Consider the following 14,859-nt stretch of genomic DNA (forward strand, 5'->3'; position numbering starts at 1 on the left):
CAAGATTCAGATGAACATGTAGACCAAAACTCTGGACCCGTCGTTCCTTCGAATATTGATGGCTCAGAACCCCGCAAATTTTGGATGATCCCCTCGCCCGAAAATGAGTGAAATGCCAAATTTAGTCGCTTCAGTGCCTCAAAGGCGGTTTTACGGGTGACATGGGCCCTGACGGATTCGTAACCACGCCGACGGCTCGCTTCGCTCGCCGTCGTCTAGCTCGAACCGTCAGGGCGTGATCGATTCGCTCCTCACATTCGTTCGTCGCAGAATCGATGGGCCCTGACGGATTCGAACCATCGACCACTCGGTATCCCCCAAACCCGGCGATCCACCGGCGTTTGTTATGAGCCGAGCGCTCTAACCAGACTGAGCTAAGGGCCCTCGTGTCACCGATAACAGGGTGTGAAGTTAACGCTTACTCTTGGCTCTCGAGTTCCGCCTTCGAAAACAGCTCCCAGTCACTCGAGCAAACGCCGACCGGGCAACTTATCGCCGGAGTCGCAGGAGGGTAACGGCGATAAGCGCGGCGAGTGCGGTCAGGATTCCGAGACCGGGAATCGTTTCGGCGGCGTCATCGCCTTCGCTTCCACCACTACTATCGTCTGAACTGTTCTGCGAGCCGTCGCTCGACTCTGAGCTATCGTCTGTATTCGACTCTCCGTTTTCGTCCGTCCCACCGTCGGCTCCATCGAGTTGTAAGACGACGACGACTTGCCCGTGCGAACCGTCGGGGTAGTACGTCCAGCCACCGCCGGCTTCTTCGTACGACTCGGCGTCTGCTATCGGATCGACATCGGTATCCCAGGCCTCGTTCGCCCGCTGGATGTAGCCGACGACTTCGACATCGGAAGCATGCTCGCCGCTGAGAGATGCTTCGCCGTATTCGATCGTTCCGTCCTCGGGCATTCCGTGGATTTCCATGCAGTGGCTGTCCATGTAGCCGTCACCCTGTGCGAGATCGGGGGACGTACCGAACTGGTCAGAGTCAAGCGGGCGCTCGTAGTGGTCGGTTAGCGGGTAGTCGACCGTGAACGGATCGGCGTGTGTGTGCCATTGGAGTGACTCTCCAGTGGGCACTTCGACCGTCGTATCGGGGATGCTTTGGCCCTCGACGAACTCACCTTCTTCGTTGACCAACGTGACACAGATTTTTCCGGACCCGTCACCGAGGTACGGGCTTCGATACTTGTCACGCGGATTAATGTAGCTCACCCAGTCTCCGTCGGGGTCAGCCGCCTCGAAGTACTGGTCGTCCGGCCCCGGAGCCGGCTCTTCGTACGCCTCCTCCGAGACGTTATCTGTTGCCGGTGTCGTCGCGTACTGCTGTGAGTGAGCGCCGTCAGTAGCTGTCACGCCAGCGCCCGCCAGCGCGACGACCGCAACGATGCAACCGGCGACGATGAGACTCAGCGCCGTGATCTGTACCGTGTTTCGATCGGGAATCGTGAACGTTAACCTAGCCATGGGTGGGAATTATGGATGGCCCTCGATACTGAGGGAATTAACCATGAGAAGTGACTCTACAAACCCCGTTGTAGATATGTGGCCGTTACCATGCGGTATGGAGCTGGTACCACTCGACGAACCGACTGACCAACTTCCGAACGAAAACACAGAGTCGATTTAGTGCCGATTCCTCCGACGGACGCCGAGTCGGCACAGAAGGCCAAAACACTCCGTTGATCGCCGTGGATTCAGAACGTAGTCTTCGCGGTAACGAGGTCCTACTCGACCGACCCAACGACCCTCCCCCGTCTTCAGCGCCGTTGGCTGTCAGTAGTCGGCTTGAGGTGAACACGAGATCCGAACTATTCTGGATCTTTTCGTCACGTATCGACGAGCGTTACGCGGTATTCTCCTGTCTCGTCGTCCAGCTCGACCCAATTCATTCCCTCGGTCGCGTCGATATCTCCTTCGTTCTCGCCGCAGACCGCCACCGTCTGCCCGTGGTCGTCCGCTGTAATCGTCTCTCGACAGACCTGATTCCCGTCAATCTCGATATCGATATCGAACGGGTAGTGAATTTGATTCTGAGCGCTATCTCCCTCGTAGATAGTGTACCGTGACATGCTCGAGGATTCGTCGGCCTCCACGAGTTGCTCCTCAGTGCGAGGTTCGTCTTCCGCCCAGAAGATGCCCGTCGTCTGGATCCGTACCTCTGTCTCCGTGTTCGCCTCGTAGAAGAACCTCATGCTTCGGATTGTGTCTCCATTCCCCCACTCCTCCGGCTCTACCGAGACGTCGACCGATGGCGAGACTGTACCGATCGATCGAACCCGCATCTCTCCCGTTGCTGAGACCCACTCTCCTGCGTTCTCTGCTCGAGCGTCTTCGATGTCGTCGAAAAACGCCTCGGTCGCGCCTGTACTCGGATCGGCGATCTCCTCCGCGTACTCGGTTTCGAAGGACGTTCCGGACGTAACGTTCTCGAGTCGTTCGTTCCCCATTACGGGGACGACGGTCCCGTATGAGAGGCTCGAGTGGGTGGTTCCGTGCTCGTTTCGGATCGAAACCGTCGGTCCGTCGATTCTGATCTCGTCGGCGTCGTGTTCGTAGGCCGAACTCGTTTCGTAGACACTTCCGGCAGTTCGTTCGATCGTATTCGCGGCTTCGTTGGCGTCCGGCGGTGGCCCAGTCGGAAGCCCGAGGACGATGCCGACCAACGCGATGCTAACGATACTGACCGCGAGCCAGACGTACCACGCGTCTACGGGTGCCTCTATATCCATGTCGACTGTGGCCGCCTGTTCCTATATAAACTCACAGACGGCCCAGCTTTCGGGGAACGGTATTAAAGGAAGTCAAAACTCGGCGCATAGAATTGGTTGCTCGCTCTCGAGGAAGACGAGCACGGAAATTGAGCGATATCAGAACGCGATGTCGATCGCGACGATCGCAAACACGTAGACGAGCGTCGCTGACGTAAGCGCCCGGCCGACGTGATAGCCGATAAGTGCCTGGTCGAGCCCGTGTCGAAGTGCTAACGAGAGCGGAAGTAAGATGAAACACAATGTGAGCACGAACATGCCGATCGAGAGCGCTAACTGTTCGGTCGGGAACGCAGTTGCATCGTTCAGTGATGTGAGATCCATCTCGGCCATCATATTCGCCAATCCAACGGTTGCCCCCGCAACGAGCGGCCCGAAGTACGCGGCCGTGCTGTCGAGGGTGCCCGTTACCTCCTCGAGATTGCGCTTAGTTTCGCTCTCGAGTTCTTCGAGTTCCTCGAGGTGGTCGGCCATCGAGACGATCGCGCGTCCGGCGGGTCGTCCCTCGTCGGCGGCGATAGCGAGCAGGGCCGCGGTGCCGCGTGCTCGAGGGCTCGGTATCGATTCGAGCGCGCCGTGCTCGCCGAGAAACGCCTCCTCGACGCTGAGATGTAGTCGCCGCTGGAGCCCGGTCGCCCGTGCGAAGACCTCGCCGGTTTCAGCGGGAACGCGGTTTCCAGCGAGTTCGATCGCCGATTCGACGGATTCTCCCTCCGCGACTTGCCGACCGACGAGATAGAGCGCGTCGGTCAGGTATGCTTCGACGTCTCGTACGTAGTTCCGCACACGCAAGATGGGGCCGTAGACTGCGAGTAAACTAATCCCGGCTCCGAGGCCGAGGCCAATGATCGGCGCGAGTTCGGCGTAGCCAACCGCTCTCGCCCCGACGTAGGTGCCAGATCCGATAGCGACGCCACACAGCGCTCGAGTCCACAACCGATCGGGGACATCCGGGTGCGTGCGATCGATTTGCGGCGGTGGAAACGCAACCGGTCGTCGGACGAGCAACCAGAGGCTGGCGGCGACGAGAGCGGCCGGGAGGACGATGTTGTAGAGCAGGACGACCATCCAGATGTTGACCGGGATCCCAACCATCGGGACCGACGGGACGAGTGCGACGAGTGCGAGCGGAAGCATGACGCCGAACGCGAACAAGGCAGTCGTCGGGCCGCGAATCGCGGCCGTAAAATCTGCCATCTGGTTGCGAGTGCCGTTGAGAATCGCTGACAGTGCCCGGTCGAGCGTTCTGGTTCGTTCGGCTTCGGGCGCTTCCTGTGCGGTCGCGAGCAGGTGGGCCGAGCGCCGAAGTGCCGGGAACCACTCGGCCCACTCGTCGGCGAACGACAGGAGACCCGTTCGTGGCGTTCCCATCGACCGATCGATGTGCGCCGACAAGTTCTCCGATAGCGGGCCCCGTCCCGTCGACGCGGCGAACCGAACTGCGCTCTCGAGAGCCGGTTGGACTTGCATTCGGAGGACCGCACGTCCGATCAGATTCGGCGTGTCGCCCAGGGCTTCGGTTCGGCGAAATGCCGCGAGGAGGTGGGGGATCGAGTGGACGGAGTGGACGGCAACTATCGGCGTTACGAGCATGAAAAACAGGATAATCGGGAGCGGAATCGAAAGGGCGAACAGGGGGATCAGGACCCCTATCGAACAGATTCCAGCACCGTACCCTGCTCTGACGACCGTCTCCGCACGAAGTGACGAGTCGATAAACGAAAGCGAATCACTGAGTTCGTCGCTCGCACTGACATCCCAGGGGTACGCTTTTGCGAGCGATTCGAAGAAGGCAGCAATTGTCATCATTGAACTATGCGACGTGGCGGCTCGCGTAGGCCGCGGCTACCTCCTGGGGATTCGTTCGCCCGTCCGTGGCCAGCGACGAGATGAGGTTCGTTCGCGAATCGATCGCTGCTCGAACGTCAGCGTACGCGGCTGTTGGGCCGGCTAGTCGATCGACGAGTCGACTCTCTCCGCGGCCAATTCGACCGGTCGAGGCCGCCTGCTCTCCCTCGAGCGCGTACAGCGGTTCGAATCGAATATCGTCGCCGCTTCCGATAACCTCCTCTATTTTGGCGAGACGCCGCTTTTTCCCCTCACCGGTCCGATAGCTCTGTACAGTTACGACGAGGTCGGTTGCACCGAAGGATGATGGTTCGACCTTTAGGTCGGAAACGACCCGTTCGTAGACGTCAGCGGCACCGTCGCCGTGAATCGTCCCGAGGACGGCGTTGGCGTTCGCGCCGACGCGCATCGCCTCGTACAGGACGCGAGCTTCTTCGCCTCGGATTTCGCCGACGACGAGTGCACCGTCGCCGAGTCGAAGCGCGGTTCGAAGCGCCTCGGCGGGTGATATTTCGGGCCCATCCCCCAGACCCGTTCGGAGCGCTTGCACGTCGCGGTCGACGGACTGGAGCGGCTCGACAGGCAATTCCGGTGTATCCTCGATGATTACTGTCCTCGTGTCCGGCGTCAGCTCGTAGAGCAACGTCCCGAGGAGCGTCGTCTTTCCGGACCCCCGAGTTCCCGCGATGAGCGTCGCTGCGTTGCGTTCGATCGCGATAGAGAGAAACGCCGCCACTGATGCGGACATTGTTCCGTTTTCGACGAGCGCCGGCAGCGTGAACGTCTCGTCAGCTTGCTCGCGGAACGCGAACGCGATTCCGTCCGCAACCGGGTCCGTGACGCCCGCGATCCGGACACCCATTCCGTTTTCGAGATCGGCCGTTGCATCCACCGTCGGTGCCGCTCGAGAAAAGGGGCGCCCGCTGGTTCGGCGAACGCGGGAGGCGAGCGCTTTCGATCCGTTGTTGGTCAGATAGATGTTCGTCGCCATCGATTCTCCGTCAGCCACGACCCGAATCGGGTTGTCTGAGACTGGTGACGTAGCGTAGACGTCGGTGATTCGCGGGTCCGAGAATAGGTCCTCGAGAATACCGTACCCGCTCGTGTGCTTCCTGAGAACGCTGGTCAACAGCGGATCGACCGGCTCGTCGCTCACCGATTCGACCGCCCTCGACGGAGCGCGGTCGCCATCGACGTTGCCGTCCGCGATCGCTTCGTACCCCTTCAGAAGGATCTTCGTTTGTTCTTCCAGGGAAAGATCGACGACCTCGAGGTCGTACAACGGAACACTGTCGTCTCTCGAATAAATCCGTGCCGTAGTACCCGTCTCGAGCGTTCGGACGTCCCGAAGTCGGGCTGAGTCGCTGATCGACGGATCGACGAAATAGTGTGCGATCGACGGCCCGATCAACGGCGTCAGAATCTCGTCGTAGCTATCGATCCCTCTCGAGCTCTCGAGGAGTCCTGCTTCGATACCGATATCCGCGATTTCGCCGACGCGGCCCTCGAGTTCTGCGGCGACGGTGAGCGGATCTTCGGCCGCGGTCTCGACCAATCGATCGTCGCGCTCGCCGAGGAGTTCGATGAATCGGCCCGCCGCGACGAGTACTGCGACCCCACGCTCGGAATACCGGTACTCGAGGCCGTTCGAGTGGACGATGATCGACACCACCTCGCGATCCTCGAGCGCTTCGATGACGGTTCGTCTGCAGGCGCTCGATTCGGCGAGTTCGCCCGAGCAGTTGTCCGCATCGACGAGTAGCGTTCGACCGTCGAACTGAACGTCACAGCAACAGGCTGGCGAGTCGCTTCTCGAAGTGGAGAAAACGTCAGCTAGCCCGACTGCGTCTGCGAGAGACGCTGCGGAAAGAGATCGAACGGAAGGCAGTGCCGCGTTCTTTGACATGTTCCGGTCTCCTTCGGCTTTTGTTTTAAACCCACGGACGGCTGAACTCGTCAGGGATGGCCGAGCGTAACGACAGGGTCTCCCGCGGCATCCTCCTCGAGTCGGAGGACGATCGTCATTTCCTCGTCACTACCGTCGAGTTCGACCGTCTCGTTTTTCGCTTGGTCACGGGGGACGAGGGGTGCCTCGATCGTTTGCTGGCGCTCGCTCTGACCTTCGGCTCTGTAGGACCCGATACTCGACTCATCGTGGAAGCGGTCGATACGGACGTAGTCGACGGGAACCGTTGTCAACGAATCACCCGGGAACGAGAGCGTGACCGTTCGTTGTGGAGGGGGTGTGCCGTCGTGGGACACCTCTTCGTTCTCGTAGAGCGAGACCGTTGCGTCCTCGAGATCGCTCACGTCCGACTCGAGTTGTCGCTCGGTCTGGATGCCGGCAACGAGGTCGATCACCGGAACCGCCAGGACGAGCAACGCGACGGTCAGGATCACCGCAAGAACGTACCTGATCATCCCTATTTCGCGTCGTGGATTTTAGTGCAGTTGATCGGACGGCTACTCCCGGTCATGCTGATTGTGGCCGCGCTTTTTTACTTAAACTCCCACAACATTCTGAGAAATTGTCGGGTTACGAGCGCGACAGTTCATAACGGAGAAGTCGGCAACGTCCGGTATGACCTTCGTGATTGGCCGTGGTACGGATATCGAGAACGGTCCTGTCGGCCGTCTCGGGACCTATCGCGCCCTCGATGGTAGTTCCGGTGCGGATATCCACCTGGATCTGGATGGCCCGCACGCGATGTTGATCGTCGGGAAACGCGGCTACGGGAAGTCGTACACGCTCGGTGTCGTCGCAGAGGCGCTCTCGCGGGCATCCGGTGTCGCACCCGTACTTATCGATCCGATGGGCGTTTTCAAGACTCTCGAGGAGCCGTCTGACGGTGATACTGTTCGTGCAACCGTTCTCGAGCGTCCTGCCGTCGATCCGTCGATGCTCGATCCGAAATCGTGGTGTTCGTTGGTCGGGCTTCGTCCCGAAAGCGGCGCTGGCGGATTACTCTGGCGGGCTGCACAGGAACGAACCACCATCGACGGCATGCAGAATCATATCGACGACGCGGACGCTCCGCGTTCTGACGTGCGTGCGGCGAACAATCACCTCGGCCTCGCATCGTCGTGGGGCGTGTTCGATAGTGATGGAATCACGGCAACGGACCTCAGCAGCTCCGAGGTAACCGTCATCGATGTTTCTGGACTCGATTCCGCACCGATGAACGCCGTCTGTCGCGGCGCCGCCGAGGCCCTGTACGCGGCTCGAGTTTCCGAATCGATTTCCCGGTTACCGTGGCTCATGATCGACGAGGCCCACACGTTTTTCGACGGTGTGGCTGGCCCGGCACTCGAGACGATACTGACGCGCGGTCGAGCACCCGGTGTGAGCATCGTCTCGGCGACCCAGCGGCCGAGTTCCGTTCCCGAAGTTGGCATCTCTCAGTCCGATATCATCGTCTCTCACCGACTTACGTCACGAACAGATCTCGAAGCGCTCGAACACGCTCAGCCGACGTACATGAACGCCACGCTCGAAGAACGAATGCCCGAAGCTCCGGGCGAAGTCGTCGTAATCGACGATGCAACTGAGACCACCCACGCCGCGAAGATACGCCCTCGAGAAACCCCACATGGCGGAGACAGCCCGCGTGCAAGTCGCGTATTCTTGGGAAACTGAATTAATACGGACTATTGTCGATCATTACCGCCATACCCTCGACCCGCCCGCAAGTGCGTCGGTAAACGGTTACACCAGGCCGTCTGAGAGACACCGGGCCGTATGAGAGGACGGCGTTTTGCAGGTCAATAACGGGGCAACGCCGGCCGTCGTAATTCTGTTCGACGCTATAGTTTAAGTACCAAACCGGAACCAACGCCGGTATGAATTGGGATCTCGCTGACGTTGTAAACGGTGTCTTATCGACCGCCACGATAGCCGATCTCGCACCACCGACGTGTTCCTCGAGTCGTTTGCCAACCCGAGTGGTTGTCGACAACTCAACTCTCCCGAAGGACGCGGCAACGAACGGCGTCGGCGATAGTGCTATTCTCGTTCCCGATGATCAAAACACCCTCTCGAGAGGTAACTATGCTATTCCCCCGATCGAATAGGGGCCAGACTGAGCCCCTCGCTGCCCTCGTCGCCGTTACCGCGTTCATCGTGGGAGTCGGAATTTACGGCGCGTACGTCACCGACGCGCTACCTGGGACGAGCGATCGAACGCAGGAAGAGACAGCTATCGATCGAGTTTGGGCTGACCTCGAGGAAAGCGGCGTGTTCTACGCGCACGACTCCCCTCGAGATATCTCGACCGAAGTCGAGACAGGCTCGATTCCGAATGGGAAAAACATCGACATTTCCGTCGACGTCTACACCGATGGAACTCCGGAGACGATTGCTCGAGCGCGGTTCGATCCCGATGGAAACGCACGTTCGCTCGAGAGCGTCGACGAACCGCCGAAAGATGCCGGTGTGGCTGAACGAGCGATTCCGGTAACGGTTACCCGTCAGGCGGCGGTCCGATCAGGAACGCTCCGGGTCGAGGTGTGGTCTTGATGAGAGACGGCTCAAATCGCGGCGTTAGTACCGTCGTGGACATCACACTCGCGTTACTCCTGATTAGTGCGAGCGTGTTATTGATCGGCTTTCATCTCGACAGTTCCGGTGAACCCGTACCGGATGATCGTGCCGATCGGGTTCTTCAGAGTCTGGGCGCGACGACTAGCTCCATTCTGTACGATATCGGCGAGGAGAACAGCGCAGGTGTTTCGACGCTCGAGAGCGAGAACTTCGATCCTCCCGGAGACCTCGATTCGGCGGAACGCGAATCGGCCTACGAAGTAACTACCTACGGCTCTTCTATCGGTCTTCTCACGGACGCAGCACTCACGAATCTTCATATCGACGGGAGCCAACGCTTCGCCTACGGAAATGCTTACGAAGACGCCGTCGACCACTCGATTCGGGGAACACACGTTGGCGGGGAACATCACTTCTACGCGGTAGCGACGTGGAGCCCCTACGACGGCTCATCGCTCAACGGAACTGCGACGGCTGGACAACAACCACCACCCACCGGTGACGTCTCGAGCGCGAGTACGACGGTTACGAGTGGCGTTCCAGCACTCGATCCCGAGGAACTGGCGCGTGAATTCGAACGCGAAGAAACGAGTGATATCGGGACATCGTTCATCGACGATGCCGACACCGATGGTTTCGACGCCGTTGCAACCGTCGTCGCCGAGTCGATCGTCGAGGGGTATTTCCCCTTCGAGGAGACCCAGTATTCTCTCGAGTCCTCGCTCACAGAGCGATCAGTTACAGTCTACAACTACAAACAATTGGCAGACTCTGTTGCTGTCGATGTCGACGACCACGTTGGTGGCACCTCGCCCGATACAGCGACAGCAAACGAAACCATCGTCGGCGGTATCGACGCCGACGACGGACTTGGCGATTGGATCGCGGCAGATATGCGAAACGGACCGGTCGGCGAGCAGATTACCCAGACCTGGAACGACTCGAGCGCTGACAACGTCGTCGACCGCCTCGAAACGGTCTTCGAGGAAGTCATCTCGCCGGAGACGGTCGACGTGACGGTTCAAGTGTGGGATCCATGACTGGTCGCAGACGAAATCGTCGATCGGTTTCGGTAGATTTCGATGAACGCGGGCGAGTCCCCTTCGCGCTGATCGCCGTGTTACTCCTCCTGTCGAGTACACTGCTCGTTGCAACCCTCGAGACCCGATCCGAGCCAACGACCGATCGTGACACGAAGATTGCGATGGATCGCGCCGTGGCGGAGACGCAGGGCGAGCTTCGAACTGCCGTTCTCGAGGCCAGTTATCAGGCCGGGACAGCACCGATTAACACTTCCGAACGGAGCGATGTCGACGCGATCGCCGACGCGGACGATCGGGACGAACGATTCGAGAACTATGTCAAACTGCTCGTTTATCTGGAAGCGACGGACACGCTATCGAACGCCGGTGGCGACGTTCGGTCGGATGTCACGGCGAACGTGTCGATCCCCGCTGTCACATCATCCGGAGATGACGAGTCCATCGATCCGGACGAAGCGATCGATCGAGTGGATCTCGAAATCGGCCATTTCGATGCTGATGTCGAGACGGGAACCGTCGCGGCGACGATCGATGCCGTCGAATTCACCGTTTCTCGAGACGATAGTAATTCGCTCGAACAGAGCCGTCCGGTTTCGGTAAGTGTCGGAACGCCAGTGTTCGAGTTACACGAGCAACTGACCGAGTACGAAACGCAACTGAACAGCGGCTTCTTCGACGAATCGATCGGCTCGAGTGTGGATGGTCTTGGTCAGCATCTGGGCGCTCGCCTTTATCCGTTCGCCTACTTCAAAGCTGGCTGGGATCGGATGCAACCCACGCGATCGCCCGATCAGCACGATTTCGAGGAGGTAATCGATGTCAAACACACCGAAGTTCTTGCCAATCACGCGATATTCGACGTCCAGAACGATGTCTTCGGGACCCAAGACCCGTATGCGGACCGAACGATGCGACCCGGATTCGTCTGTCTGGCTACGCAGATCGGCAACGATCTCGCGGGCGGCGATAGTTCTGACGGAACCGAACAGCTCGTCGATCGGGCCGAGGCCGACATCGGCACCGATGCCGAGGAGGTCGAAGATGGGACGGTACTAGACGACGTCGAAGAACAGCTCTGTGACGGCGGCGAAGTACAGGAGTGGCTGTTCGGGGACGAAGCGACCGGTGAACTCCCCGATATGCCAGATCTGTCCGACCTTCTCGTCGAGGGGCTCGGTGAAATGGACGTGATGGACGGGACGCAAGCGGTGCCACTCGAGGATGTCGCTCAGGCGGCGTACATGGAATATTCCGTCGAAGAAGCCCAAGACATCGTCGGGTGGATGGAAGACCGGACGAGCGATGAGGTGGCTGAAGGGAATCTCGCGCCCGAAACTGACATGGACGACGGGGATCTCCCGGACGGAGACGACGAGTACGATCGAAGCGTCCGGGATATCGTCGAGGAACTCTATCGGATCGACCTCGAGCGTGAAACCGAATCAGCCCACGTTTCGGGTGGCATGCCAGATACCGATTCTCCCGATGACCGAGCCAACTACACCGAATCCGACGATACGACCGTCGTCGATTCCGTTTCGGACATCCACATCGACCACGACACGTTTGAAGACGGCGACTCGAGCGATCGAACTCTCCACGAAGTTAGTGCAACGGCCGAACTCGATCTCGAACGCTCTCAAACGTGGGAATCCGACGACCCGGAGAACGTGACACCACGGATGAATACCTTCAATAATGATAGAACAGTGTCGCTCAGCGTGGATATCGTCGTCGATGGCGAGTACGGGTTCGATCGGCAGGGCGAGTACTACGACCGCGACGAGTTCCCGGTCGAGGACCGTCCGATCGAGAGCGATTACGAGTCGGGGTACACCGGCGATGACATCTGGCGAGATAATTTCGAGGAAGGATTCAGATCCGGAATAACGGCGTTGACGACGGCGGAGACTAACGAATCGGTACGCGCCGACTTCACCGATGACCTCGAGTCGCTCGAAGACGAGACGATTTCCTCGACAGACACGATCGAAGACGACACGGAAGCGACACTGTTAGACGGCGGTTCGTCGGAGACGATCGAGCTCGACGACCTCAAACCGGATTCAGAAGATGCGCTCATCGAGGAGGTTCGAACCGATCTCGAGGAGACGCACCACGAATTTCTCGAGGCCATCGACGAACACCCCTTCGAGGTCGAACGAACCGAGATGATGGAGACGCCGACGCCGCCCGAGCGAGCGATCGAGCACGTACAGAACGAATACGAAGACGACTTCGTCTACGACGAACTCGAGGGCGAAACCTACGAAACGCCGGCGGAAGAGACCACAGCACAGGTGCGAAAGGCGTACTTCGATCGGCTCTATTACTGGCTCGAACTCGTCGCAGAGCCCTACGAAGACAGCTTAGACGAGATGGGTGACCACGTCGACGACGCCGGTGGGAGCGGGATGGACGCACTCGACGACGTCCTCGGCTTCGCACAGGATGCGTTGAACGCCGACGTGGATTACGATCCGGACGATATCGAGGGATCGGCGGTGCTCGAGGATGCCCAGTTCGAAGTCGCTGGCTCGCCGACGTATCTGACCGCGGAAAACATTAGCGAGGACAGGGATCCGGCAGTACGTCCGGAAGACGATACGATCACCGACGTTGGTGGCGAAACCGAACACGCCTCCATGGCGATACGCACGGACAATCGTGTCGGATGGCCCGGCGTGCCGCTTATTCCGTACCCGCCGGCACTATACCTCGCACAGCTGAACAGCTGGAACGTCGATGTTCGCGGCGAATACGCCCGATTCGAGGTGAGTGCGACCGTCGGCGACGCCTCGAGTGGCGACCGGCTGTCGTTCATCCGTGAACACCGCCCGATCGAACTGGAACTCGAGGACGGTGAGAAGGTTACTGTCGGAGCGAACGATCCGGTTGATTTTGAGAGTGGTCTCGAAGTTGTTGTGATGATGCCCGGCGGTGTGATGGCAAGTGGTGGAATTCCTAGTGTGGCGGATATTGGCGGTTCTATAGATGATGGGACTGAGCACTGTTCGCAGACATGGGACTTTATTGGTCCCGATTTTGACGCAGATTACAAATCCGATCTGGATTGTCACCCTAATGGTTGATGTGATTGAATTAACTAGATCAATAAGATACTTGGGCTTATGTAGGGTTTCTCGTAGATTTGGTAACCTGATCTCTAATCCAAGCTCTTTGCAGTTGTATCAAAATAATCAGGCAGCTTAGAATCTTTAGACCTCCCTCAGAGTACAAATGTATTTGTGGCATATGTTGCTATTTCAACACCCTGATCCTACATGGAGAACCCAAAATCATCCTCACATCTTACTTATACATGACAACTGTATTGTCTGAATCATCCGAATAAAGGAACGAGTCCTTAAGAACTATTGGACCGACTGGAACTCCTGTCAACGTAGACTCTACTTCCCAGTTTTTTTCGCCTGTCTCTGGATTCAGAGCGTTAATAATTCCTGGTGAGTTTATTGTCCCTGGTGTCCAAATATACAGAATTTTCCCAGAAATTGGCATTCTCCAACCTGTTCTTCCGTTCAGTGCATTTTCATTCCAATCTGAAGCCTGTTCACCAGTTTCAGTATCTAAAGCAGGTATTTCTGGAAGCTCTGTAGGAATATATGCCCTCTCATCATAGACTGTTGGCTGGGCAGGCCTCGTGTTCGGTTCTGAATAGTCGCCTAACACCTCAACATCACCAGACTCCGTCTCAATTGAGATAACTTCCAAACCATTCACAGTGTATATCGCTCCATCAACAATACGAAGATCTGGTTCTGCACCACGAACGTCGTCAATTGATTGACTCCATAGATACTCTCCTGAATCTTTTTCATACCCTTCTAGTAGGAAATCTTCGTCCCCTTGGCGAGTTGCTACGAATACCCGTTCTCCATCGATAGCTATGGTTTCAATTTCACCAGAAGCTTCAATTTCAAGAACCTCTTCTCCTGTCTCTTTATCAAGTCCATAGAGGTATTCTCCTGTTCGGCCATAGATTGTTTCTTCGTGAATGCGCAAACTGAACAATGTGTCGTGATTGCTCACCCATAGTTTTTCTCCACTATGTTCTAGTGCTTCCACACCATCTCCGGAGACATAGACTGCACTACTGGAAACAGCAGGCGTAAAGATGGTCTTTGCTTCTCCACGAAGATCTCCCCAATTATCCGGCTCATGCTCCCATAATATGTCCCCGTTTTCAAAATCTATTCCGTGATATTTCCCGATGCGCTCACCAACGAAAACAGTCCCATGTGCCGCAACTGGAACTGAAGGAGTGCTTTCGATTTGTACTGACCATTCTTTTTCTGGTTCACTATTGGGTCCGCTGTTCGGGGCAACTGCAGTATTAGCCGCATCGTAGTGAGCCATCGGCCAGGCACCGTACTCTGAATTCTCCTCGTCAACCTCATTGGGACTATCACCGTTCTCATCGTCGACCTTCTCGTTCTCATCGTTCTCATCATCAGTCGCACACCCGGCGAGAGTAGCTACTCCAGCCGTCGCTCCGGCGCAGGCTGTCAACAAGCGACGCCGAGTTTGCGTCGATCGACCGTCCATTATGTTTCTCTGGTATCACCTATGGCAAATAATCTTTCCGGGATGGAATTGGAATATTGATATCATCCGTCCGCCGCTTTTCTCGAGTAGC

At 57.8% G+C, this 14,859-nt stretch carries 10 protein-coding genes and 1 tRNA gene; 4 read left to right on the forward strand and 7 right to left on the reverse strand.

The window, feature by feature from the left end; translation table 11 throughout:
- Positions 1-276: 276 nt before the first annotated feature.
- The 6 genes from ACZ5C7_RS09660 to ACZ5C7_RS09685 all read right to left on the reverse strand — a co-directional run bounded on the left by ACZ5C7_RS09660 (position 277) and on the right by ACZ5C7_RS09685 (position 7,040).
- Positions 277-384 (reverse strand) — tRNA-Ile (locus ACZ5C7_RS09660).
- Positions 385-489: 105 nt separating this feature from the next.
- A complete protein-coding gene (locus ACZ5C7_RS09665) occupies positions 490-1,467 on the reverse strand; it encodes a PGF-CTERM sorting domain-containing protein (RefSeq protein ID WP_464376108.1) in 978 nt (325 codons plus the stop codon).
- A 362-nt stretch (positions 1,468-1,829) separates the two neighbouring features.
- Entirely contained in the window at positions 1,830-2,732 is a 903-nt protein-coding gene (locus ACZ5C7_RS09670; RefSeq protein ID WP_464376109.1) for a DUF7283 family protein, read from the reverse strand.
- 138 nt (positions 2,733-2,870) lie between these two features.
- Positions 2,871-4,577, reverse strand: coding sequence for a secretion system protein (locus ACZ5C7_RS09675; protein WP_464378425.1), 1,707 nt, complete (start codon positions 4,575-4,577; stop codon positions 2,871-2,873).
- 7 nt (positions 4,578-4,584) lie between these two features.
- Positions 4,585-6,525, reverse strand: a complete 1,941-nt coding sequence (locus tag ACZ5C7_RS09680; RefSeq protein ID WP_464376110.1) for an ATPase, T2SS/T4P/T4SS family — start codon at positions 6,523-6,525, stop codon at positions 4,585-4,587.
- Positions 6,526-6,575: 50 nt separating this feature from the next.
- Positions 6,576-7,040 (reverse strand): DUF7311 family protein, encoded by a 465-nt coding sequence (locus ACZ5C7_RS09685; RefSeq protein WP_464376111.1) that lies wholly within the window; start codon positions 7,038-7,040, stop codon positions 6,576-6,578.
- Between the two features lie 160 nt (positions 7,041-7,200).
- Between ACZ5C7_RS09685 and ACZ5C7_RS09690 the strand changes: the two genes are divergently transcribed.
- The 4 genes from ACZ5C7_RS09690 (at position 7,201) to ACZ5C7_RS09705 (ending at position 13,294) form a co-directional block, all read left to right on the forward strand.
- Complete coding sequence (locus tag ACZ5C7_RS09690; RefSeq protein ID WP_464376112.1) at positions 7,201-8,256, forward strand: ATP-binding protein; 1,056 nt, start codon at positions 7,201-7,203, stop codon at positions 8,254-8,256.
- Positions 8,257-8,667: 411 nt separating this feature from the next.
- A complete protein-coding gene (locus tag ACZ5C7_RS09695) occupies positions 8,668-9,135 on the forward strand; it encodes a DUF7285 family protein (protein WP_464376113.1) in 468 nt (155 codons plus the stop codon).
- Positions 9,135-10,199, forward strand: a complete 1,065-nt coding sequence (locus ACZ5C7_RS09700; protein WP_464376114.1) for a DUF7284 family protein — start codon at positions 9,135-9,137, stop codon at positions 10,197-10,199. The genes ACZ5C7_RS09695 and ACZ5C7_RS09700 overlap by 1 nt, the downstream gene beginning before the upstream one ends.
- Complete coding sequence (locus ACZ5C7_RS09705; RefSeq protein WP_464376115.1) at positions 10,196-13,294, forward strand: DUF7286 family protein; 3,099 nt, start codon at positions 10,196-10,198, stop codon at positions 13,292-13,294. The genes ACZ5C7_RS09700 and ACZ5C7_RS09705 overlap by 4 nt, the downstream gene beginning before the upstream one ends.
- Positions 13,295-13,514: 220 nt before the next feature.
- Here the strand turns inward: ACZ5C7_RS09705 and ACZ5C7_RS09710 are convergent, their stop codons facing one another.
- Complete coding sequence (locus ACZ5C7_RS09710; protein WP_464376116.1) at positions 13,515-14,732, reverse strand: outer membrane protein assembly factor BamB family protein; 1,218 nt, start codon at positions 14,730-14,732, stop codon at positions 13,515-13,517.
- Positions 14,733-14,859 lie beyond the last annotated feature (127 nt).

This window comes from Halostagnicola alkaliphila (genome assembly GCF_055379965.1).

Bases quoted from the DNA above. Each gene is read 5' to 3' on its own strand.
- ACZ5C7_RS09665 (WP_464376108.1), bottom strand. From the start codon at position 1,467: ATGGCTAGGTTAACGTTCACGATTCCCGATCGAAACACGGTACAGATC.
- ACZ5C7_RS09670 (WP_464376109.1), bottom strand. From the start codon at position 2,732: ATGGATATAGAGGCACCCGTAGACGCGTGGTACGTCTGGCTCGCGGTC.
- ACZ5C7_RS09675 (WP_464378425.1), bottom strand. From the start codon at position 4,577: ATGACAATTGCTGCCTTCTTCGAATCGCTCGCAAAAGCGTACCCCTGG.
- ACZ5C7_RS09680 (WP_464376110.1), bottom strand. From the start codon at position 6,525: ATGTCAAAGAACGCGGCACTGCCTTCCGTTCGATCTCTTTCCGCAGCG.
- ACZ5C7_RS09685 (WP_464376111.1), bottom strand. From the start codon at position 7,040: ATGATCAGGTACGTTCTTGCGGTGATCCTGACCGTCGCGTTGCTCGTC.
- ACZ5C7_RS09690 (WP_464376112.1), top strand. From the start codon at position 7,201: ATGACCTTCGTGATTGGCCGTGGTACGGATATCGAGAACGGTCCTGTC.
- ACZ5C7_RS09695 (WP_464376113.1), top strand. From the start codon at position 8,668: ATGCTATTCCCCCGATCGAATAGGGGCCAGACTGAGCCCCTCGCTGCC.
- ACZ5C7_RS09700 (WP_464376114.1), top strand. From the start codon at position 9,135: ATGAGAGACGGCTCAAATCGCGGCGTTAGTACCGTCGTGGACATCACA.
- ACZ5C7_RS09705 (WP_464376115.1), top strand. From the start codon at position 10,196: ATGACTGGTCGCAGACGAAATCGTCGATCGGTTTCGGTAGATTTCGAT.